The sequence below is a fragment of the Tenacibaculum sp. XPcli2-G genome (genome assembly GCF_024124505.1).
Lineage (GTDB): Bacteria > Bacteroidota > Bacteroidia > Flavobacteriales > Flavobacteriaceae > Polaribacter > Polaribacter mesophilus.
On the sequence record NZ_JAMXSH010000004.1, the window covers coordinates 301661 to 325168 of the forward strand.

Here is a 23508-nt window from a genome sequence, read left to right on the forward strand (position 1 = left end):
TTTAAAGCTCGTTATAAATACAACGAGCTTTTTTATTTTCACAAAGTTTATGAAACTTAAATGTTTTCTGTAAAACTTTTAAACTCACCTTATATAATATTGAAACAGAAAATACTCCTTTTAGTATGTACTTCCATCTTGTATTGCTTTAAAATAGTAGCACAAGAAAACTCTGTTGAAATAAAAGCTAAATTAGATATAGACAACGATGTTATTCATATTCTACAAAAAACAACTTTTTACAATCACTCTTCTTCTAATCTAGATTATATTTTTTTACATAACTGGGCAAATGGTTATAAAAACGATGATACTCCCTTAGCAAAACGGTTTATTGAAGATTACAAAAAAAACTTTTACTTTTCAAAAGAAAAAGATAGAGGCTACAGTAAAATAAAAAACTTAACTGTAAACTTTAAACAAGTTTCATTCAAAGAGAATAAAAATCAACAAGATATTATTAAAGTACTACTCAACAAACCTTTAAAACCAAAAGACAGCTTAATAATACGTACCTCATATTCTGTAAAAATTCCAAATGCAAAATATACAGGATATGGAAAAACAAAAACTGGATACCATTTACGTTTTTGGTATCTAACTCCTGCCGTATATGATAAAAAATGGCAACTGATGAGTAACTTAAATTTAGACGATCTATACGAGGAGCTCTCTAATTACTCTATTTCTATAGATATTCCTAAGAATTATCATATTGAAAGTAATTTGTATCAATATAAAACTGAACACAATAGCTATACAAACTATTATTTAGTTGGCGCCCAAAAAAAGGATATTATACTCCATATTGACACTGTTAAAACTTTTAAATCTTTTAAGCTAAAGGATAAAGAAATTAAAACTGATGCCTACCTTAAAAAAATCACGAATGAAGAGACTACCAAAATTATAAATAAACAAATACAATTTATAGAAAACTTTATAGGTAAACACCCTCACCCTGAAATTTTTGTAGATTCTCGAACTATTAATAAAAATTCATTACATGAAATTTATGGGCTTCCAAGCTGGTTGAAACCTTTCCCTAAAAACTTTAGATGGGAAACTGGGTTCTTTAAAGCTCTTACTCAGAAATATTTCGACGATATTATTATTCAAAACCCAAGAAAAGATTATTGGCTTACTGATGGCTTGCAAACTTTTTTAATGATGGAGTATGTAAAAAAATACTATCCTGAAATTACTTTTCTAGGAAAATACTCTAAGTATTGGCCAATAAAAACATATAACATTGCTCAATTAAAGCAGAATGATAAATACCCTCTAGTATATCAGTTTAGCTCTCGAAAATTTTACGATCAATCTTTAATAACCTCTAGTGATTCTCTTTCTAATTTTAACAGAAAAGTTGTTAGTAAATACAAAGCAGGTTTAGGTATTAAGTATTTACACGATTTTGTAGGCGATAGTATTTTAAAAAAATCAGTAAAAGAATTTTATATTCAAAATCAATTAAAGCCCTCAAGTAGTAAATACTTTGCTCATATACTTCAAAAAAACACTTCAAAAGATTTGCTATGGTTCTTTGGAGATTATCTTACTACCGATAAAAAAATTGATTACAAAATAAAAAAGGTAGCTTATACCAAAAATAAAGACTCTCTAATTGTTACAATTAAAAATAAAAGAACGTTTAAAGCTCCTGTTGCACTATATGGCATCCAAAATAAAGATATAAAATTTAAAACTTGGATTACTAATATAGACTCTACCAAAACAGTTAAAATTAAAAGAGGCGACTTCAATAAACTAGCTTTAAACTATGAAAACAACTATCCTGAATTTAACTCTCTTAACAATTTTAGAAATGTAAATAATAGCTTTATAAGCAAGCCTCTCCAATTTCGTTTTTTTAAAGATTTTGAAAACCCCTATTATAATCAGTTATTTTATTATCCTGACATTAAGTATAATCTATACGATGGTTTAATACTTGGAGTAAATATAAATAATAGATCACTAGTTAATCACAACTTTCAATTTAGTTTGACCCCAAACTATAGTCTAAAAAGTAGAAACTTTACAGGATCTTTTTCTGTAGCATATAATCATTTTTTAAGAGACTCTAAGATTTATAAAATACGATATGGAATTTCAGGAAGTAACTTTCATTACGCACCTGAGCTAGGATATAATACTTTAAGTCCATTTATTAATTTTCAATTTAGAAGAAATACACTCCGCGATATAGGTTCAAAATTCTTAATAGCTCGAATCGTTAGTATTAATAAAGAAGTTGCACCTAACAATACTCAGAGTGATCAAGACAAGTATAATATTTTTAACCTTCGCTATATCAACAACAAATTTGATGCTATACGCAGAATACAGTATGCTGCTAACCTTGAAATAAACTCTAGTTTCAGTAAAATTTCAACCGATTTTCGTTATAGAAAGTTCTTTACTGCTAATGAAAGTTTTGAAGTCCGATTTTTTGGTGGACTCTTCTTATCAAACAAAACAGAAGGAAATTACTTTAGCTTTGGATTAAATCGCGGAAATGATTACTTGTTTGAGCAAAATTTATTTGGTCGCTCAGAAAGTGAAGGTATCTTTAGTCAGCAGTTTGTCGTTGGTCAAGGAGGTTTTAAATCTAAATTTAAAGAACCATACTTTGCTAATCAGCTTATAACATCTATTAATACCAGTGTAAGCGTATGGAAGTGGGCAGAAATTTATAATGACGTTGCCATGTTAAAAAACAAAAATACCTCTCCAAAGTTTTTTTATGAAAACGGTATTCGATTAAACTTCCTTCCTGAAATATTTGAATTTTATCTTCCTATTTACACCAATGAAGGTTTTGAAATCAATAAAAGAGCCTATCCTTCAAAAATTAGATTCATCATTACAACAGATATTGATAGAATTTATAATTTTATTAGAAGAGGTGTATTATAAATATCTCAATAATTACTTTATTTTAGTTGTTTTTTTGAAGAATATTCAACGAATATTGAAATTTTTAAATATCAACTAAAAAAACTATCTTTGTAACCATACCTAAATTAGATGATTATGACGCAAAATACCGAAATAGCTAATACTCAACAGCTTTCTTTTCAAGATTTTAAAAATGAAGTTTTAAAGGACTATAGAATTGCTCGTATTAGTCGAGAATGTAGTTTATTAGGAAGAAGAGAAGTTTTAACAGGTAAAGCTAAATTTGGAATTTTTGGAGATGGTAAAGAAGTACCACAGTTAGCTATGGCTAAAGCTTTTCAAAATGGAGATTTCAGATCAGGTTATTATCGTGACCAAACCTTTATGATGGCTATTGGAGAATTAACTCCACAACAATTTTTTGCAGGATTATACGCACATACTGATATTGATATTGAGCCTATGTCTGCCGGTCGTCAAATGGGAGGACATTTTGCAACACATTCTTTAGATGAAAACGGTAACTGGAAAAATTTAACCGCTCAAAAAAATTCATCATCAGATATCTCTCCTACTGCAGGACAAATGCCTCGTTTATTAGGATTAGCACAAGCATCTAAAATCTATAGAAATGTTAAAGGTTTAGAAAAGCATACTAACTTTTCAATCAACGGTAACGAAGTTGCTTGGGGTACTATTGGTAATGCTAGTACAAGTGAGGGATTGTTTTTTGAAACTATCAATGCTGCTGGTGTTTTACAAGTTCCAATGATAATGAATGTTTGGGATGATGAGTACGGAATTTCAGTTCATGCACGTCACCAAACTACTAAAGAAAGTATTTCAGAAATATTAAAAGGATTCCAACGTGAAAATGAAAGTAGTGGGTATGAGATTTTCGTAGTGAATGGTTGGGATTATGTTCAGTTAATTGACACTTACAACAAAGCTTCTAAAATTGCTAGAGAGCAACATATACCTGTATTAATTCATGTAAAAGAATTAACACAACCTCAAGGACACTCTACTTCAGGTTCTCACGAACGTTACAAATCAAAAGAACGTTTACAATGGGAACAAGAGTTTGATTGTATTGCTCAAATGCGTAAGTGGATTTTAGAATTTGAACTAGAAAATGAAGATGGAGAGACTTTAAAATTTATTGATTCTGAAGAAGATTTAATCAATATTGAAAAAGAAGCGAAAAAAGAAGTTAGTAAAGCTAAACGTGATGCTTGGAGCGCATATACAAACGAAATAAAAGCAGAAGTAGCCGAAGCTATTGCTTTGTTAGATACCATTGCACAAAAAAGTAACAACGGTTCTTTCATTTCAAAATACAAAAACGATTTAGCGGCAATTGCTGAACCTATAAGAAAAGATATTTTAGTAGCAGCACGTAAAACGTTACGTTACTTAAGAGATGAAGATTTCACTGAAAAAACTGCACTTCAAAACTTTATTAAAACTTCAATTGATAAAGCTGCTGTAAAATATTCAGCTCATTTATTAAGTGAAACTGAATTAGCTACTGAAAATATTTCTGCCGAAGCTCCAACCTATGCTTCTGAAAAAAATATGGTAGATGCACGTATTATTATGCGTGATAACTTTGATGCTATTTTAGCAAAACACCCTGAAGTGTTAATTTTTGGGGAAGATGCTGGGTATATAGGTGATGTTAATCAAGGGTTAGAAGGTTTACAAGAAAAGTTTGGTGAGTTACGTGTTTCTGACACAGGAATTCGTGAGGCGACTATTTTAGGTCAAGGTATTGGTATGGCAATGCGTGGTTTGCGCCCAATTGCTGAGATTCAATATTTAGATTATTTACTGTATGCTTTACAAATTATGAGTGACGATTTAGCTACGTTACGTTACCGTACGTTTGGTAAACAAAAAGCTCCTTTAATTATCCGTACTCGTGGGCATCGTTTAGAAGGAATTTGGCACTCAGGTTCACCAATGGGTGGAATTATAAACAATATTAGAGGTATTCATGTATTAGTTCCTCGTAACATGACTAAAGCCGCTGGGTTCTATAACACTTTATTGGAAGGAGATGATCCTGCCTTAGTCGTAGAATGTTTAAACGGATACCGTTTAAAAGAAGAATTACCAACAAACTTAGGAAATTTTAAAACTCCAATTGGTGTTGTTGAAACTATCAAAGAAGGAAACGATATCACCATTGTTTCTTATGGTTCTACCCTACGAATTGTTGAAGAAGCTGCTAAAGATTTAGCACAAGTAGGTATAGATGTAGAAATTGTAGATGCTCAAAGTTTATTACCTTTTGATATTAATCACGATACAGTTAAATCAGTGGCTAAAACAAATCGTTTATTAGTTGTTGACGAAGATGTTCCTGGAGGAGCTTCAGCTTATTTATTACAAGAAATTGTTGAAAATCAAAATGGTTATAGACATTTAGATAGTAAACCACAAACATTAACAGCAAAAGCACATAGACCTGCTTATGGTACCGACGGAGATTACTTCTCTAAACCATCTGCAGAAGATATTTTTGAAAAAGTATACGAAATTATGAACGAAGCAAACCCTTCTAAATTCAAGAGTTTGTATTAATAATTAATTTTAAAATAATTAAAATAAAAAAACGATTTTAGAATATTCTAAAATCGTTTTTTTATTCGCTTTTTTATATAATTATTCAGCTGCTTTTTCTGCTACCGCCTCAGTAGCCGCTTCTGCTTCCTGCGTATCTAAAGGCTGATTTTTTGACTCGTAATCTTCTATTTTATTCTCTATAACTGGGATAAACTTAGAAGAAGATAGATCTGAATTATTTATAACATCTTTCAATGCCTTTATTCTTTCTGTCATTGTTGGTTGAGTATTTGCTATTCCTGCAAATTTAGCTGTTGCTATATCAACTTGATCATTTGTAATATTAGAAGTTTTTACCCAACCTTCTTCTATATACTTCCCTTCAGATCTTTTTCCTTTAACTTTAATCCAATCGCCTTGAGTTTCAGTCACAGCAATAATATCCATAACGCTGTACTTTTTTTCTGTTTTAGTAAGTAAATCTGGCCTTTTGTAAACTACTGCCTCTTCTAACATAGCTCCCACTTTACCATTAACAGCTAAAAAGGTAGATCTAGTCCATCCTTCTTTTCCGTCAATCAACTTTACTTTGTAATACTCTTTCTTAGAAACAGAATCTATAGTTTCTTCTCCTGTTAAGGTTACTTTTTCTCCTAAACTAATAGAAGTTATCCATTTCCCTTTTGCAGAAGCACTTTCTCTAATAGATAATTTATCTAATAAACAAATTGCTGAAGTAGACTTTTCTTCTTTTTCACTAATAGATTTTTCAGTTGTTGAAGTATCTACTTTGTTTTCTGAGTTTTTGTCGTCTTTACAACCTATACAAATAGTAGACACTAATGCAATAGCAATTAATATTTTTTTCATTATTATAAATTTTTTACGCAAATATATCATTTATTAATTAAATAATTTAACATGCTTTATTTACTTATTTGTTTAAAATAAAATTCCCAACATTACAGCTTAAACATTTTTTGTTTTGGCAATAATTATTTTTCAACTCTAATAAGGCCTGAGATTCAAAAGCATTTTTTGCTTTAATTTTTAACTCATCAAACTTATTTATAATTGAATTTTTTTCTGGGTGTATTTGTTGTATCAATTTTAACAAACTTTCTTCATTAACCTCTCCTCTAGCTTGTTCATAAACAAACTTTAAAGGAATAATTGTATTAATAATCAACAAGTCAATAAATGATTTTGTAAGTATTTTAACTGATTTTTTTGACTCAGAACCAAACGTATAATGAGTTTTCCAAAACTCATTTACTTCAACTGTAAATAAATTATAAAAACCCTCTATTTTATTTACATCTATTAACCTTGAGAATAAGCTTTCATATTTATTATATAAAGCCACTAATTGCGCTATTCTAATCGTAGGAAAGTTATTGGGACGCATTCTAAAAAATTGAAAACGGTGTTTTATTAATGATTGTAGCCTGTATTTGTGCTTTATATAAGCATACTCATTTTTAAGTTGCTTATAATAACTCTCTTCTATTTCATCAGCTAAAAAACCTGCCTGTCCAAACAATAAAGCAGATAGCTGCTCTTCGTTAAATCGAACTTTACGTAACACAGAAAAATCAAACGATTGTGCTAGTTCTAGGAAAGCTGTTCCATTAACTTTCAATCCGAAATTCTTAGCTAATAACTGAAACAACACCGCTTCATAATCATTATTTGATTTTTGTAGCAGCTCTTTTATTACCACCGATTTATTCTCTAATCGTTCAAAATACAAACGTTCTAACCAGTTATTTAATAAAAAAGAATTGATTTCTCCTATCTGCTTTTCACAAGGAATCCATCGTCGTTCTTTTAAAAACAATTTTCTATAATTTACCAATACATCTTCTTGAACAATTTTTTGTAATTCAACCGTTGGTAATGGATGATTATTTTTCATAAACACATCAGAATCATATTCCCACACAACATGTAAAATAACCGCATCATAATTCACATCTTTTTCATGATGATGCGCATACCAATCTGATGACTTTATATGAATTTCAACATTTCCAACCCATAGCTGCCCATCAATCTTCAATTTTGTATTCAAAAAATCAGGTCCTGAATTCGTATTATGACTCCCTGTGTTTAATACTTCAACGATTTCTCCTTTTACTGATATTAAATTTGCTTTGCTAAATAGTTTATACTGCCAAATAAAGTGCAAGAACTCTTCTTTCATACATTTTTTTATTTTCAATGTACAAAATATTTTTATGATACTATCAATATTAATTATTCGAAGTATTTTTAGACTACTTTTTATTCTTCTATTTTTGTCAAAATAAATTACTATAGGTAAACTTACAGGATAACAATGTAAGGGCACGTTTTTAATTTAGAGATAAACCTTGAAGTATTTTAACTCTCAATTATCGAGTAAAAATTAAACCACATGAATAGTATAGAAAATTTACAATGGCGTTACGCTGTTAAAAAATTTGACGAGCATAAATTTCTTTCCGAAGAACAAATTAATCTTTTAAAAGAAGCATTTAATTTAACTGCTACTTCTTATGGATTACAACCTGTAAAAATGGTTGTGGTTAAAAACAAAGATTTACAACAACAATTGGTGGCACATTCTTGGAATCAACACCAAGTTGCACAGGCTTCTCATTTATTGGTATTGTGTACCCCAAAAGAACTTACTACTAAAGATGTTGAGAGCTATTTTAAATTAGTAAAAGACATAAGAAACACACCCGATGAAATTTTAAATCCTTTCAAAGAGTTTTTAACTAACGATATAGAGAATAAATCTCCTGAAGTATTGTTCCATTGGATGAAAAACCAAGCATATATTGCTTTAGGAAACTTAATGACTGTTGCTGCAAATGAAAAAATTGACAGCTGCCCTATGGAAGGTTTTGTTCCTGAAAAATATGATGAAATTTTAGAATTAGATAAATACAACTTACAATCAGTTTTAGTATTACCTGTTGGTTTTAGAGCAGAAGATGACTACATGAAAGACTTAAAAAAAGTTCGTAGAAAAACAGAAGATGTCGTTATTGAGCTTTCTTAGACAACACTAATTATGAATTACGATTGATAATTTTAGTACATTCGTAATTCATAATTTAACTATATGCAACCGTTACATATACTACTCCTTATTTTAGCCTATTTTGGTGTATTAATTCTTATCTCATACATCACAGGTAAATCGGCAAACAATCAAACATTTTTTAAAGCAAACAACTCATCTCCTTGGTATTTAGTTGCCTTTGGTATGATTGGAGCATCATTATCTGGAGTTACTTTTATTTCGGTTCCTGGTTGGGTTGAAGGTGACAAAATGAGTTATATGCAAATGGTACTAGGGTACGTATTAGGTTATGCCGTTATTGGATTGGTACTACTTCCACTCTATTACCGATTAAATTTAACTTCAATTTACACCTATTTAGAAGGACGTTTTGGTAGATATTCGTACAAAACTGGGGCTTCTTTTTTCTTACTTTCAAGAACTATTGGTGCTGCCTTTCGCTTGTTTTTAGTGGCAAATGTATTACAGTTAATTTTGTTTGATGCTTATGGAATTCCGTTTTGGGTAACAGTAACAATTACCATTTTACTTATATGGCTATATACTTTTAAAGGAGGCATAAAAACTATTGTATGGACAGACACTTTACAAACGTTGTTTATGCTAATTGCTGTTGGAGTTTGTATTGTAATGATAAAAGATGAAATGCAAATTGATAATTTGTTTTCGTATGTAACAGACAATAGCTTATCTAAAACTTTCTTTTTTGACGATGTAAAGGCTGGTAACTATTTTTGGAAACAATTCTTTTCAGGAGCTTTTATTTCAATTGTGATGACAGGTTTAGATCAAGACATGATGCAAAAAAACTTGACTTGCCGCAATTTAAAAGATGCTCAAAAAAACATGTTTTGGTTTACTATAGTACTCGTTATTGTTAACTTCTTTTTCTTAGCTTTAGGAATCCTGTTAACTGATTACGCTACAGTAAATGAACTAAACGCTCATAAAGACAACTTATTTCCTACCATAGCTATGAGTGGTGATTTAGGTATAGCTACTTCCCTATTCTTCCTTCTCGGTTTAATAGCAGCAGCATACTCAAGTGCTGATAGTGCTTTAACTTCGTTAACTACTTCTTTTAGTATTGATATTCTTGAAATTGACAAAAAAGATAATGAGCAAGAAAGAGAAAAAACACGAAAGAAAATTCATGTGCTGTTTTCATTTATTTTAGTGGCTACTATCTTAATTTTTAAATATTTTATTGCTGATGAGAGTGTAATTGCTAAAATATTCCAATTTGCTGGTTATACTTACGGGCCGTTACTAGGTTTATATGCTTTCGGACTGTTTACTAAATTAAACATAAAAGACAAGTTAGTTCCTATCATTTGTTTAATGGCTCCGGTTTTAACCTATGTTATTAGCTTTTATAGCAAGGAAAAGTTTGGGTTTGATTTTGGTTTCTTTGTATTAATATTAAACGGATTCTTAACTTTTTTAGGATTACTTTTGATAAGTAATAATAAACAAAGTAAATCAGCAATTCTGCCTATAATTATGTCTCTTCTTGGTTTTCTAAGAGCTATATTGAATGGATTTGAAGACTGGAGAGCTATATTATTCCTAATTTTAGGTTTTACTTGGCTCAGTATTATTATCTCTAGATTAAAAAGCAAGCATAATGCCTAAAAAAGGAAAAGCTAAAAATACTGTAAACAAAGCGAAACATACACGCTTAATGAAGCAGAAAGAAAACAAACTTCGTTTGGAAAAACAACGTACCAAAGAACGTTTAAAAGCCATTATTAAAAAAGTTAACGAACAAAAAGAAAATGACAGCTCAACAAATAATTAAAAAGTTTGACTTAACGGAACATCCTGAAGGTGGTTTTTATAAAGAAACATACAGAAGCAACGGAATTATTAAAAACAAACACTTAAATTCTAACTTTGTAGGTGATAGAAATTACAGTACTTGTATTTATTTTTTATTAACTTCTGAAAAATTTTCTGCCTTTCATAAAATCAATCAAGATGAAATTTGGCATTTTTATAAAGGAAGTACCTTAAAACTACATATGATTTCTCCCAAAGGAAACTATTCTTTTGTATTGATTGGAAATAATATAGAAAATGATGAGCAACCACAATTTGTAGTTCCGGCTGGTTACTGGTTTGCTGCTGAAGTTAGTAAAGAAAACTCATATGCTTTTACTGGTTGTACTGTTGCTCCTGGGTTTGACTTCAACGATTTTGTTTTACCTAAAAGAGAAGAGTTAATACAACTATTCCCACAACATAAAGAAATCATAACTAAACTAACACATTTTTAAATAATTCTTCCTCACTACCTATATACAAATCTACTATATAGTGTATAAGAAGTAAGATTCTTTTACATTTCCTTTTCATCTATTAATTGATTAAATTTGTTACTTAGTATTACCTATCTACAGATACTAAAAAAAACTTCAATTATAAAAGTAACGAAATACTTAGCCGTTATTTTACTTAAAAAAAAATGAAAAATAATACATACAAAAAGCTATCTATTTGGTATAAAAAATTCCAAATTAGCAAAACACCTCAAATGAATTTAGTTTGGGGATTCTTCTTATATACCTTTATCGGTTTTATTTTACTATCAATTCCTCTGTTTCATAAAGCAGATGTATCTTTTTTAGACAATCTATTTATCTCAACATCAGCAATATCAACTACAGGGCTAGTTACTATCAGTATTTTTGATTCCTATAATTTCTTCGGACAGTTTATTATAATGATGCTCATACAAATTGGTGGAATTGGCTACATGACACTAACAACCTACTACTTGTTATTTATCACAAAAAAAATAACGCATTGGCATAGTAAATTATTAGGAACAGAATTTACGTTACCTAATAGTATTAAAATAAAAGATTTTATTAAAAGTGTTATTGTCTTTACTTTAATTATGGAAACTATTGGAGTTATACTGTTTTATATTGCTTTTACCAATTCTGGTATGCAAAACTTAAAAGCCATTTGGTTTGCTATTTTCCATAGCGTTTCATCTTTTTGCACTGCGGGTTTTGGTTTATTCAACAATGGCTTTGAAGAATACCACGATAACGTTTTTATAAATACAACAATCTCTATTTTAGCTATAGCAGGTTCTTTAGGTTTTATTGTTGTTACCGATTTATGGTATCGTCTTTCTGGAAAGACTAAAGAAATATCCTTCACAACAAAAATTATTGTCTACGGATTTATATTCTTATTACTTTCAGGAACATTACTTACGTACCTATCAGAACCTTCTTTAAACCTAAACTCCAACCATTCGTTAATGACTTCTTTTTTTCAAACAATGTCTGCAATGACAACAGTTGGTTTTAATACTGTACCTATTGGTGGTTTTTCTTTACCAATATTATTACTACTTACTTTTTTAATGTACATAGGTGCATCACCATCTGGAACAGCTGGAGGAATGAAAATCACAACTTTAACAGCAATGATTTCTATATTAAAAAGTAGATTATTAGGACAAAAAAAGATTACGTTTTTAAACAGGATTATACCTTTTGATAGAATTTACATAGCAACCTCTACTTTTATGTTATATACCAGTTTAATTTTTTTATTCTCTTTTTTACTTTCATATAGTGAAAGCTTCTCTTTTGATAAAATATTGTTTGAAGTTGCTTCTGCTCTTGGCACCGTTGGATTAAGTACTGGAATTACTGGAGACTTATCAAACCTAGGCAAATTCCTCATAATTATTCTAATGTTCATAGGAAGAGTTGGTGTTTTAACTTTTGGTTTTGCTTTATTACAACAGAAACAAAACGAATTAGAAAAAATAAAATCTGACGATTTAGCCGTATAGTTTTTTAACCGATAGCGAAATAATAATCGCTATCGGTTTATAATTTTACATAAACGCTATCTGTAAGCCCATCAATACAAATATTACACCTGAAATTTTATTTAACCTTACCCCTATTTTTTCATTCTCTTTAATCTTAGTTGAAAATATCCCAGCAAACGATGTTAAAACCAAGTACCAAATGGTAGTCATTACCGCATAAATTACTCCCATTATTATAAAAGGAACTGGATTTTCTATCTCTGTTGGGCTTATAAACTGCGGAAAGAACGCTATAAAGAATAATGCAACTTTCGGATTTAATATATTTGTTACAAACCCTGATGTAAAACTGCTTTTTGCTGAATTTTTCTTTTGTTCTTCGTTTGTATTAGCAATCAGCCCTTTTTTTGACATCACTTTTGTTACACCTAAATAAATTAAATAAGCTGCTCCTAAATATTTAATCAATGCAAAGAATATTGCTGATTTAGCTACCATAATCGACAAACCTAATGCTCCAAACAAAGTATGTACTAGAGCCCCAGTGTTTAAACCAAAACTAGTATATACACCAGATCTTCTTCCTTGGCTAATTGACTTATTAATTAAAAAGACGGTTTCTATTCCTGGTGTCAAAACAAAAAGAATAGTTGCTACTAAAAATGCTATAAAATTCTCAATTCCCATTTCGTTACTTCTTTAAAAATGATTACAAAGTTTTTTATGCAAAGCAACAGCAGTTCTCTTTATTAAAAAATACTTATTTTTGACTGATTAATGCAAAAAACGCATTAAAATGACTATTCAACAGATTCGATATTTTTTAATTCTAGCAGAAGAATTACATTTTTGGAAAACAGCAGAAAAAGTTTACACCTCTCAATCGTCATTAAGTAGGCAAATTCAATCTTTAGAAGAAGAATTAGGCATTACTTTATTTGAGCGGGATAAAAGAAATGTAAAACTTACTGAAGCTGGTGTATTCCTTAAAAAAAAATGGGATGCTCTATTAGACGAGTTCGATCGTACACATCAACATGCTAAAAAAATTGATGAAGGTTCTTCTGGACTTGTTAGTATTGCCTACCCTGGCTCTATCTCTTACAACTATTTACCTGAATTACTCAAAATATTTTCAGAAGAGAAACCAGATTTAAAAGTAGAACTTATGGAGCCTACTGATATTACACTTGAAAAATTACTTTCTAGTTATCAAATAGATTTTGCTTTTAGCAGAAATGAAGTTCTAAATGCTTCTATTTTATCTGAAAGATTGTATGCTGAACCCGTTTGCCTTGTGGTTCCAAAAGATCATTGGATAACAGAAGATTCTTTTGTTGATTTAAGAGACGTAAAAGACGAAAAATTTATCCTTTCTGGTTTACATCATACTACTTATTTTTCCTCATTACTACGCAATATTTTTAACACTTATGGTTTTGAACCTCAAACTCATATTGAATCTGATTTTGGGAGTATGATATTAAACTTAATTGGTAGAGGTTTAGGAATATCTATTTTACCTTACTCATATCAGTTTTCTTTAAATACAAACATACGGTTTATTACACTACCCGAAAGCACAGAATTATATATCAATTGGCGCAAGAACGACCATAGAAAAGTAATTAAAAGTGTTATTGAATATTCTGTAAAATTAGGCAAAAACTACAACCGAAAGTTTGTATAAAACAAAAACCTGAACATTAGAAAATGTTCAGGTTTTTGTTTATTTGTATACGTACAAGTAACTATTTATCAATTGAACCTAAAACACGTTTCATAAAATTATTTAACGCTTCTTTTTTAGGTGTTCCATCTTTAATCATTTTATTAACTTCAATTGCTCCGTACATATTAGAGATTAACTCTCCTATAACGTCTAGCTCTTCATCTTTTAACGATGGAACCTCTGTTAAAGCTTCAAGCGTCTCAATAGTTTCTAGTACATAATCTTGGTCATTTTCTTCAATAAATGAAGTTAAATGTTTAATTACTGGTAATTTCATAACTAAGCTACTTCATTTACTAAATCCTTCAATACATCAAACTTATTGGTTTGAGTTTGATTTACTAATTTTCCATCAATATAAGTAGCAAAAGTAGGCAAGTTACTCACATCAGCAAGTTTTCTACTCTCTGGAAATTTTTCGGCATCAGCTATTACAAAAACCATATCTTCATTCTCAGAAGACAACTTTTTAAATTTAGGTTTCATAATACGGCAGTTACCACACCATGAAGCTGAAAACTGAACTACAACTTTTTTATTACCTGCAACAACTTCAGATAAATTGTCTTGACTTAATTCTTGTACCATTTCTTTAATTATTATCCATTTCGAAAGGAGCTCGTGCTCGACCCCTTCACTTATCTCACACGAACTTGTTTCCTTTCTTTAATTATGTCTAATTAGTTTGCTGCTAAATATTCTGCTGTTGCTTTTGCATTAGCTTGCATTGCTTCTTTACCTTCTTCCCAGTTTGCAGGACATACCTCACCTTTTTCTTGTACGTGAGTATAAGCATCTACTAAACGTAAATATTCATTTACATTACGACCAACTGGCATATGGTTTATTCCTTCATGAAAAACAGTTCCTTCTTCATCTATTAAATATGTAGCTCTATAAGTTACATTATCTCCTTCAACCTGTACAGTTCCTGTAGCTTCATCATAAACCTCGTTAGAGATGTCTAAGATACCTAAAATAGATGATAAATTACGATTACTATCAGCTAATAATGGGTAAGTAACACCTTCAATACCTCCATTATCCTTAGATTGGTTTAACCAAGCAAAGTGTACTTCAGGAGTATCGCAAGAAGCTCCAATTACAATGGTATTTCTTTTTTCAAATTCTGGTAATGCAGCTTGAAAAGCATGTAACTCAGTTGGACAAACGAAAGTAAAGTCTTTCGGATACCAAAACAACAACACTTTTTTCTTGTTTTTAACTGCTTCTTCTAATACATTTAACTTAAACGTGTCACCCATTTCGTTCATTGCATCTACGTTTAAACTTGGAAATTTTTTTCCTACTGCTGTAGCCATTTTATAGTTTTTTATTGATTAATATTTTTTTACAGGCACAAATGTATTTTGTTTCTTCTCATTTAAAGTGTGAATCTAAAAATATTTTTTTATTTCACTATAACTATAACCAATAGTTAACATATTTTTAAATCACTAAAAAAAATATACCTTTATATTTCAACACATTATAAATCACAAAAACAAAAACTATAGTTATTTGTTATTTTAAAATAAAAAATATAGATAAAAATTATTCACTGTTTTATAGTAGCTTTGCCCTATTCTAACCTATTAAATTATAATAAAATGAAAAACACAAACTCACATTCTTCGAAAGGTAAATGCCCTTTTTCACAAGGTGCAAACACAGAAATACATGATAACATCATGGAGTGGTGGCCAAAATCATTAAACTTAGATATACTACATCAACACGATACCAAAACCAATCCTTTAGACAGTAATTTTAATTATGCTGAAGAATTTAAAAAATTAGATTTAGAAGCAGTTAAAAATGACCTTAAAGACTTAATGACCGATAGTCAAGATTGGTGGCCTGCCGACTGGGGACATTATGGTGGTTTAATGATTCGTATGGCGTGGCATGCTGCTGGTACCTATAGAGTTGCTGATGGTAGAGGTGGTAGTAATACAGGCAACCAACGCTTCGCTCCATTAAATAGTTGGCCTGATAATGGTAATTTAGATAAAGCAAGACGATTGTTATGGCCTATCAAGAAAAAATACGGAAACAAACTATCTTGGGCAGATCTTATAATTTTAGCTGGTAATATGGCTTATGAATCAATGGGCTTCAAAACTTTTGGTTTTGCCGGCGGACGTGAAGATATTTGGCATCCTGAGAAAGATATTTATTGGGGATCTGAAAAAGAATGGTTAGCGCCAACAGGGAGTAAAGGTTCTCGATATTCTGGAGACAGAGACTTAGAAAACCCATTAGCTGCTGTAATGATGGGATTAATTTATGTAAACCCTGAAGGGGTTGACGGAAAACCCGATCCTTTAAAAACCGCAAAAGACGTAAGAGAAACCTTTAAGCGCATGGCAATGAATGATGAAGAAACCGTTGCTTTAACTGCTGGTGGACACACTGTAGGAAAAGCACACGGTAATGGTGACGCAGGAGCCTTAGGTGAAAGCCCTGAAGGTGCAGAAGTTCAAGATCAAGGCTTTGGCTGGATAAACCCTAAAGGGAATGGAAATGCTGCAGATACTGTTACTAGTGGTTTGGAAGGAGCTTGGACAACTACCCCCGATAGATGGAACCATACGTACTTTCATTTGTTGTTAAATCATGATTGGGAATTAACAAAGAGTCCTGCTGGTGCTTGGCAATGGGAACCTGTTAATATTGATGAGGCAGATAAACCTGTAGATGCTCACAATCCGAACATTAAAAGAAACCCAATAATGACTGATGCGGATATGGCAATGAAAATGGACCCTGAATACAGAAAAATATCTGAAAAGTTCTATAAAGATCCAGCCTATTTTGCTGACACCTTTGCACGTGCTTGGTTTAAACTAACACATCGTGATTTGGGCCCTAATACACGTTATTTAGGGGTTGATGCTCCAACAGAAACACTTATATGGCAAGATCCTGTTCCTACTGTAGACTATACTTTAAACGATACTGAAGTTGAAGAATTAAAAGAAAAACTGTTAAACAGTGGACTTACTCGTACTGAACTTATCAATACTGCTTGGGATAGTGCTAGAACTTATAGAGGATCAGACTTTAGAGGTGGTGCTAATGGAGCACGCATTCGTTTAGCTCCTCAGAAAGACTGGGAAGGAAATGAACCTACAAGACTAAAAAGAGTATTAGATAAGCTTGCTGAAATTCAAGCTAGTTTAAGTAAAAAAGTTAGTATTGCTGATTTGATTGTTTTAGGAGGTAGTGCTGCTATTGAAAAAGCTGCTAAAGATGGTGGTGTTGACATTAAAGTTCCTTTTACCCCTGGAAGAGGTGATGCAACCGCTGAAATGACAGATACTGAATCTTTTGATGTTTTAGAGCCTCTACATGACGGATACAGAAATTGGCAAAAGAAAGATTATGTAGTAAAACCTGAAGAATTATTATTAGACAGAACACAACTTATGGGGTTAACCGCTCCTGAAATGACTGTTCTAGTTGGGGGAATGCGTGTGCTAGGAACTAACTACGGAGGAACTAAACATGGTGTATTTACAGAAAATGAAGGTGTGTTAAGTAACGACTTCTTTGTTAATCTTACCGACATGAAATACTCATGGAAGCCTTCAGGGGAAAACTTATACAATATTGTTGATCGTAAGACAGGAAACACTAAGTGGACAGCTACACGAGTGGATTTGATATTTGGTTCTAACTCTATTCTTCGTTCGTATGCAGAAGTATACGCACAAGACGACAACAAGAAAAAGTTTGTGAAAGATTTTGTAACTGCCTGGACTAAAGTAATGAATGCAGACAGGTTTGATGTAGTATAAATCACAACTAAATGATAATATTTTAAGCTAGATTTTTTTAATTAAAGAATCTAGCTTATTTTTTTACACTTTAATCACCACTCCCTCTTTCTTCCTCATAAGTCATTAATAGCAATTGAGTTAACATTTAAATTTATTGAGCTAAAGAAACATCAGCTATCAAAGTATTTTTGTTACAGAAATCATTTAATAATTAAAAAACAAATATATTATGAGCAACGATAAAAGTATTTTAGGCTTATTAGCAGGAGTAGCTGTAGGAGCAGGATTAGGTATATTATTTGCCCCTGACAAAGGGAGTAATACACGAAAAAAAATAGCAGACGGAGCAGCCTCTGCAAGAGACACTATTACTTCAGAAGCAACACACCTTAAAGAAGAAGTTAAGCATAAAGCTGAAAGCTTAAAAAATAATGTGGCTGAATCTCTTAGCAGCAAAACAAACTCATTAGAAGAAAAATTAGAAACTATTGTAACTGATGCTAGCTATAAAGCTGAAGATGTTATAACCCAATTAGAACAAAAACTAAAAGTATTAAAGGCTAAAAACAAAAAATTACAAACTAAATAATGTCGATATTCAAATCAATACATACCAACTCTGAAAAAGCAATTGAAAAAGGCGAAAGCTTTATAAAGAATTCTGAAGAATACTTTAAATTAAAAGTATTTTATATACTAACCTCTTCTTTAAGCATGATTTTCAATTTTGCTATTATAGGTATATTCCTACTTATTGCTTTTGTTTTTTTGGCTGTAACAATATCGGCAACCATAGGTAATTATTTAAACAATGTTGTTTTAGGATACTTGTTAGTAGCTTTACTTTTTATAATTTTCGCTTTAATAGCATATAGTATGAGAACAAATGTAGAGAATTTTGTAATTAAAAATTTATCTAAAAAGTATTTTGACGATGAAGAAAACCTATAATAATAGTAAAGAAATAACTAAAGAACTAAAATTACTGAAGCTTAAAAGAGATATTTCTTTAGAAGAAATTAAACTTGTAAAAGAACAATTTAAAGAAGATTTATCTGTGGGGAATTGGTTTCAAACTATATTTGAAACAGTTGGTAAGTTTGGAATATATACTTTAGCTAGGAAATTTTTAAAATAATCTTTTTTTAACTCAATCTTGAATAGCTACAAAGCTTTAATTTAGGTGTAAGACATATAACTTCTTTCCTCTTATAATTAAAAAGCCATCTTCTTCAGATGGTTTTTTAATTATAAGCTTTACTCATTACGTACTCAATATTGCTTCATATTTATTTTCTTTTTTTGTGTTTTTTTAAAAGCTTCATACCCCCTTAATTCTGTTAGCTTTTATGAACTTTTACAAAACAACAAAGATGAAATTGTATTAGCTTCTTTCTAATACAACCTCACCTTTATTTATATAACAATTATTGTAAACTACTTACTATAACTTACAGTTTACCATCCAACGTATATTAAATTTATCGGTACAAGCCCCATACAGTGCGTTCCATTCCGTTTCCAATAGTTCAGTATGAACTATACCTCCGTTAGACAACTCATTAAAAACAACAGTAGCTTTCTCCTCATCATCTAAATCAACACTCATTTGAATATTATTACCACTATTTAGCGGAGTATCTGGAGAAACATCATACGCCATAATGTGAATCCCTTTCCCTTTCAATTCTGCATGTTGTATTTTATGCCTGTAATCCTCTGGAATATCTCTCTTTGAGTCTTTGTACGTTTGTTTATTTACAATTTTTGCATTAAATAAGTCTGCATAAAAATTTAATGCGTTTTGACATTCTCCTCTGAATGCTAAGTATGCTTGTATGTTCATAATTTTTATTGTTTTGTATAAAAATAAAAACAAGCATCTATATAAATTAACTCTATTGCTGTGATTATTAACTCAAAAATTTAAAACGTTATTAATTATTTACTAGCAAATAGTTTTACATCATTTTTAGAAACTTCTTTTTCTCCTAAAATAAGTAAACGTTCAACTACATTTCGTAATTCTCTAATATTTCCTGTCCAATCATACTCTTGTAACAATTTAATAGCATCTTCCGAGAAACCTTTTTTAGGCATCCCTTGTTCTTCAGAAATTTTCTTGGCAAAGAAATCTACTAATAACGGTATATCTTCTCTTCTATCGTTTAATGCAGGAACTTTAATTAAAATCACTGCTAAACGATGATATAAATCTTCGCGGAAACGTCCTTCTTCAATTTCCTTCTTTAAATCTTTATTTGTTGCAGCAACTACACGTACATTTACTTTTATATCTTTATCCGAACCTACTCGTTGAATACGATTTTCTTGTAATGCTCGTAATACTTTCGCTTGTGCCGACAAACTCATATCTCCAATTTCATCTAAGAAAATGGTTCCTCCATTAGCTGCTTCAAACTTTCCTGCTCTATCTTTGTTAGCTCCTGTAAAACTCCCTTTTACATGCCCAAACAATTCACTTTCTATTAACTCAGAAGGTATAGCTGCACAGTTTACTTCAATCATAGAACCTTTAGAACGGTCAGATTTTTCGTGTAACCAATGCGCTACTAACTCTTTTCCTGTTCCATTAGGTCCGGTAATTAAAACTCTTGCCTCTGTTGCAGACACTTTTTCAATAATATCTTTAATATGAGTAATAGCATCGCTCTCTCCAATCATTTCATAATTCTTACTCACCTTCTTCTTTAAACGCTTATTTTCTACTACCAACTCCTTTTTATCTAGAGCATTTCTTACAGTATTCAATAATCGATTTAAATCTGGCGGTTTAGAAATATAATCAAAGGCTCCTAAGCGCATGGTGTTTACTGCAGTATCTAAATCACCATGACCAGAAATCATTACCATTGGTATTTCAGGTTTTAACTTTCTAGCTTTTTCCAACACCTCAACACCATCCATTTTTGGCATTTTAATATCACACAAAACCAAATCGTAATCTGTTTTCTTTATCATTTCAATTCCTTGCAAACCATCTTCAGCTTCTTCTACTTCATAGGAATCGTTTTCTTCAGAAATAATTTTTTTTAATACTCTGCGAATTGCAGCTTCATCTTCTATTATTAATATTTTACTCATATTTTTTTAGTCTTTTAGATATTAAAAAGGCTAGTTTAATAAATTCTTGAAATCAGAAATCATTTTTTGGAGCTCACCTACTTCGTTTTCTGAACCTATTAACGTTACTTTATTAACACATTCTTTACAACAAGAAAGAACCATTGGTGGTTACAACTCAAAAAGCAAGCCAAACATTTTTCAGCTTAATTATTTAGTTCTTCTTTAGAATTTCCTTCCTCTTTACCTTCAATTTCTTTCTGATTGTTTTGGAGTACCTCTTTTTTTGGAGGTTCAAAATGCAACCCTTTGGCATCTACAATATGTATATCTCTTTGAGGGAACGGAATACTTATATTATGCTCTCTAAACAGCTCGTCTATTTTAAACCGTATATCACTTTTTGGTATCGCTGCCTGAAAACTATCATTTAACGTAAAAATTAATTTAAAATTTAACGAACTATCTCCGAAATTTTCAAAAAGTACTAAAGGAGCTGGATGCTGGTATACTTTTGGATGTTCACTGGCCGCTTGCAACAATAATTTTTTCACTAAAGCTACATCACTACCATAGGCCACACCCACTGTTACACTTTCTCTAGTTGTAGTACCATTTTGCGTCCAGTTATATAGGCTGTTAGATAAATACTTGTGATTAGGAATAACCAATACTTTATTATCGATTGTTACGGCTCTAGTGGTTCTCAGTTTTATCTCTTCCACCCTACCAACTTTTCCATCTAGTTCAATAATATCCCCCACATGAACACTTTTATCAAGAATAATAAAAACTCCAGAGATTATATCTTGAAAAAAGGTTTGTAACGCCAAACCAATACCTATTAACAAAGCAGAAGACGCTACTAAAATCGCACTTAAATCGACTCCTGCTGAACTTAAACCTATTGAAAAAACAATTACATATACTAACCAACTAGTAAATGAGAAAATAGTATCAAATTTATTTTTGTCTTCCTGTTCTAGTTTACTTTTTGCTAGTACTTTTAAATATTTCAACAAAAGCTTCACTAAAAGTAAACCTACTATTAAAAACAAAATTGTTTTTACTGTAAACTCAATATCTTTTCCTCCTATTGGTATTCTATAGTTTAGAAAATCCGTTATTTCTTTTATTATTTCTTTCATCCTAGTTTATGTTATAATCGTTACACACAATTTATAATCAACACTTTTAAACAATATTAAGTAATTTCATAAAAGTGTTAATTACCCATTATAACGAATCCATTTCCATAAATCTTTGTAGGTTGGTTTTTTACCGTACATTAAAATACCTACACGATAAATTTTAGCGGCAATCCATACAATTACCATAAAAGTAAGAATTAATAGCAACATAGAAATGGCTATTTCCCACCAAGCAACTCCAAACGGGATTCTCATTAACATCACTATTGGAGATGTAAAAGGTATATAAGAAAATATTACTGAAACCGGACCATGAGGATCGTTAATAACCGTTGCAAAACCTACATAAACTGCCAAAATTAACGGTAGCATAATAGGCATCATAAATTGTTGTGTATCCGTTTCATTATCTACCGCTGCACCTACTGCTGCAAACAACGAGCTATATAACATATACCCTCCTAAGAAGTAGAAAATGAATAAGAAGAACATTTTTACTAAAGGCAATCTGAAAATTTCTTGCACAATCATTTCACCTTTATTGGCTGCTGTTTGTTGAATAGCTTCCATTTGTTCTGGTGATACTTTTGCCGACTGCATTTCCATCATATCAAATCCAAAGAAAGAAGATGCTACTAGGCTAAACACTAAAAACAAAATCCCCCAAATAAAGAACTGTAACAATCCAGCTGATGCATTTCCAATAATCTTTCCTAACATTAATTGAAAAGGTTTTACTGAAGAAACGATTACCTCAATAATTCTACTTGTTTTTTCTTCAATAACACTACGCATTACCGATGTCCCATAAATCATTACAAACATCATCAATAAATATCCTGCGATAGCTCCTACACCAATCTTTAATCCGTTGATTAATTTTGATGATTTTTCCCCAGAGAAATTCAACATTTTAATTTCTGATGAAATTTTAGACTCTTCTATATGCGCAATATCAATTCCGAAGCTTGTTAGTTTTTTATGACGTAACTCCTTATCAATTTTATCTTCTAAACGTTCCATGATAGACATACTTGGCGAATCTTTAGAGAAAAACTCAATCGATTTTGCCAACATTTCTAAACTATCTTGTTTCGGAATGTATAAAGCTCCGTAGTAATCTCCTTCTTCGACCTTCTTTTTAGAGTTTTCAATTCCTAAGGCTGTAAAATCTTCATACTTTACTGTTTTTGAATCTTTAAAAATATCTTTAGAGAACATTCCAGACTCATCAACATATACTATCTTCTTAACCTTTTCATCGTTCTTTTTCATTAAAAAAAATACTAAAGCCCCCATACCAATCATTAACAATGGACTTAAGAAAGTCATAACGATAAACGACTTATTTCTAACCTTAGCAATAAACTCGCGTTCTATAATTAATCGTAATCTTTTCATTG

Annotated in this window: 22 protein-coding genes; 12 read left to right on the forward strand and 10 right to left on the reverse strand. The window is 30.8% G+C overall.

Annotated elements, in window-relative coordinates; translation table 11 throughout:
* The first annotated feature begins 99 nt into the window (after positions 1-99).
* Positions 100-2922, forward strand: coding sequence for an aminopeptidase (locus NH341_RS12315; protein WP_253057073.1), 2823 nt, complete (start codon positions 100-102; stop codon positions 2920-2922).
* Positions 2923-3039: 117 nt separating this feature from the next.
* Positions 3040-5493 (forward strand): thiamine pyrophosphate-dependent enzyme, encoded by a 2454-nt coding sequence (locus tag NH341_RS12320; RefSeq protein WP_253057075.1) that lies wholly within the window; start codon positions 3040-3042, stop codon positions 5491-5493.
* Between the two features lie 81 nt (positions 5494-5574).
* Here the strand turns inward: NH341_RS12320 and NH341_RS12325 are convergent, their stop codons facing one another.
* The gene (locus NH341_RS12325; protein ID WP_167714196.1) at positions 5575-6345 is read right to left on the reverse strand and encodes an SH3 domain-containing protein; all 771 of its coding nucleotides are present in this window, start codon (positions 6343-6345) and stop codon (positions 5575-5577) included.
* Positions 6346-6409: 64 nt separating this feature from the next.
* The gene (locus NH341_RS12330) at positions 6410-7681 is read right to left on the reverse strand and encodes a DUF2851 family protein (protein WP_167714197.1); all 1272 of its coding nucleotides are present in this window, start codon (positions 7679-7681) and stop codon (positions 6410-6412) included.
* Between the two features lie 213 nt (positions 7682-7894).
* Between NH341_RS12330 and NH341_RS12335 the strand changes: the two genes are divergently transcribed.
* From NH341_RS12335 to NH341_RS12355, 5 genes are all read left to right on the forward strand, one after another.
* Positions 7895-8527, forward strand: a complete 633-nt coding sequence (locus NH341_RS12335) for an NAD(P)H-dependent oxidoreductase (protein WP_167714198.1) — start codon at positions 7895-7897, stop codon at positions 8525-8527.
* A gap of 63 nt (positions 8528-8590) precedes the next feature.
* Positions 8591-10186, forward strand: a complete 1596-nt coding sequence (locus NH341_RS12340) for a sodium:solute symporter (protein ID WP_167714199.1) — start codon at positions 8591-8593, stop codon at positions 10184-10186.
* Positions 10179-10352: a hypothetical protein gene (locus tag NH341_RS12345; protein ID WP_164505159.1), complete on the forward strand. Its 174-nt coding sequence runs from the start codon at positions 10179-10181 to the stop codon at positions 10350-10352. The genes NH341_RS12340 and NH341_RS12345 overlap by 8 nt, the downstream gene beginning before the upstream one ends.
* A complete protein-coding gene (locus tag NH341_RS12350; RefSeq protein ID WP_047790079.1) occupies positions 10330-10830 on the forward strand; it encodes a cupin domain-containing protein in 501 nt (166 codons plus the stop codon). The genes NH341_RS12345 and NH341_RS12350 overlap by 23 nt, the downstream gene beginning before the upstream one ends.
* A gap of 188 nt (positions 10831-11018) precedes the next feature.
* Positions 11019-12371 carry a TrkH family potassium uptake protein gene (locus tag NH341_RS12355; protein WP_073184557.1) on the forward strand — a complete coding sequence of 451 codons (1353 nt, stop codon included), beginning with the start codon at positions 11019-11021 and terminating at the stop codon, positions 12369-12371.
* Positions 12372-12416: 45 nt separating this feature from the next.
* Here NH341_RS12355 and NH341_RS12360 read toward each other — a convergent pair whose 3' ends face one another.
* Positions 12417-13040 carry a LysE family translocator gene (locus NH341_RS12360; RefSeq protein WP_159613818.1) on the reverse strand — a complete coding sequence of 208 codons (624 nt, stop codon included), beginning with the start codon at positions 13038-13040 and terminating at the stop codon, positions 12417-12419.
* A gap of 109 nt (positions 13041-13149) precedes the next feature.
* Between NH341_RS12360 and NH341_RS12365 the strand changes: the two genes are divergently transcribed.
* Positions 13150-14043: a LysR family transcriptional regulator gene (locus tag NH341_RS12365; protein WP_253057076.1), complete on the forward strand. Its 894-nt coding sequence runs from the start codon at positions 13150-13152 to the stop codon at positions 14041-14043.
* Between the two features lie 61 nt (positions 14044-14104).
* On the opposite strand, the gene NH341_RS12370 is transcribed toward NH341_RS12365, so the two are convergent.
* The 3 genes from NH341_RS12370 to NH341_RS12380 all read right to left on the reverse strand — a co-directional run bounded on the left by NH341_RS12370 (position 14105) and on the right by NH341_RS12380 (position 15407).
* Complete coding sequence (locus NH341_RS12370) at positions 14105-14362, reverse strand: hypothetical protein (RefSeq protein ID WP_047790075.1); 258 nt, start codon at positions 14360-14362, stop codon at positions 14105-14107.
* 2 nt (positions 14363-14364) lie between these two features.
* Complete coding sequence (locus tag NH341_RS12375; protein WP_047790074.1) at positions 14365-14673, reverse strand: co-chaperone YbbN; 309 nt, start codon at positions 14671-14673, stop codon at positions 14365-14367.
* 92 nt (positions 14674-14765) lie between these two features.
* Positions 14766-15407 (reverse strand): peroxiredoxin, encoded by a 642-nt coding sequence (locus tag NH341_RS12380; protein WP_047790073.1) that lies wholly within the window; start codon positions 15405-15407, stop codon positions 14766-14768.
* Between the two features lie 288 nt (positions 15408-15695).
* Between NH341_RS12380 and katG the strand changes: the two genes are divergently transcribed.
* The 4 genes from katG (at position 15696) to NH341_RS12400 (ending at position 19008) form a co-directional block, all read left to right on the forward strand.
* Positions 15696-17888, forward strand: a complete 2193-nt coding sequence (gene katG, locus NH341_RS12385) for a catalase/peroxidase HPI (protein WP_253057077.1) — start codon at positions 15696-15698, stop codon at positions 17886-17888.
* Positions 17889-18099: 211 nt separating this feature from the next.
* A complete protein-coding gene (locus tag NH341_RS12390; RefSeq protein ID WP_047790071.1) occupies positions 18100-18459 on the forward strand; it encodes a YtxH domain-containing protein in 360 nt (119 codons plus the stop codon).
* Positions 18459-18821, forward strand: coding sequence for a phage holin family protein (locus NH341_RS12395; protein ID WP_159493717.1), 363 nt, complete (start codon positions 18459-18461; stop codon positions 18819-18821). Before NH341_RS12390 ends, NH341_RS12395 begins: the two co-directional genes overlap by 1 nt.
* Positions 18805-19008, forward strand: coding sequence for a hypothetical protein (locus tag NH341_RS12400; RefSeq protein WP_047790069.1), 204 nt, complete (start codon positions 18805-18807; stop codon positions 19006-19008). Before NH341_RS12395 ends, NH341_RS12400 begins: the two co-directional genes overlap by 17 nt.
* A gap of 306 nt (positions 19009-19314) precedes the next feature.
* Here NH341_RS12400 and NH341_RS12405 read toward each other — a convergent pair whose 3' ends face one another.
* The 4 genes from NH341_RS12405 to NH341_RS12420 all read right to left on the reverse strand — a co-directional run bounded on the left by NH341_RS12405 (position 19315) and on the right by NH341_RS12420 (position 23506).
* Positions 19315-19716, reverse strand: coding sequence for a VOC family protein (locus tag NH341_RS12405; RefSeq protein ID WP_047790068.1), 402 nt, complete (start codon positions 19714-19716; stop codon positions 19315-19317).
* Positions 19717-19811: 95 nt separating this feature from the next.
* Entirely contained in the window at positions 19812-20975 is a 1164-nt protein-coding gene (locus NH341_RS12410; RefSeq protein ID WP_047790067.1) for a sigma-54 dependent transcriptional regulator, read from the reverse strand.
* 185 nt (positions 20976-21160) lie between these two features.
* Positions 21161-22102: a mechanosensitive ion channel family protein gene (locus NH341_RS12415; protein ID WP_073184568.1), complete on the reverse strand. Its 942-nt coding sequence runs from the start codon at positions 22100-22102 to the stop codon at positions 21161-21163.
* Between the two features lie 81 nt (positions 22103-22183).
* The gene (locus NH341_RS12420; protein WP_253057078.1) at positions 22184-23506 is read right to left on the reverse strand and encodes an ABC transporter permease; all 1323 of its coding nucleotides are present in this window, start codon (positions 23504-23506) and stop codon (positions 22184-22186) included.
* Between the last annotated feature and the right edge of the window lie 2 nt (positions 23507-23508).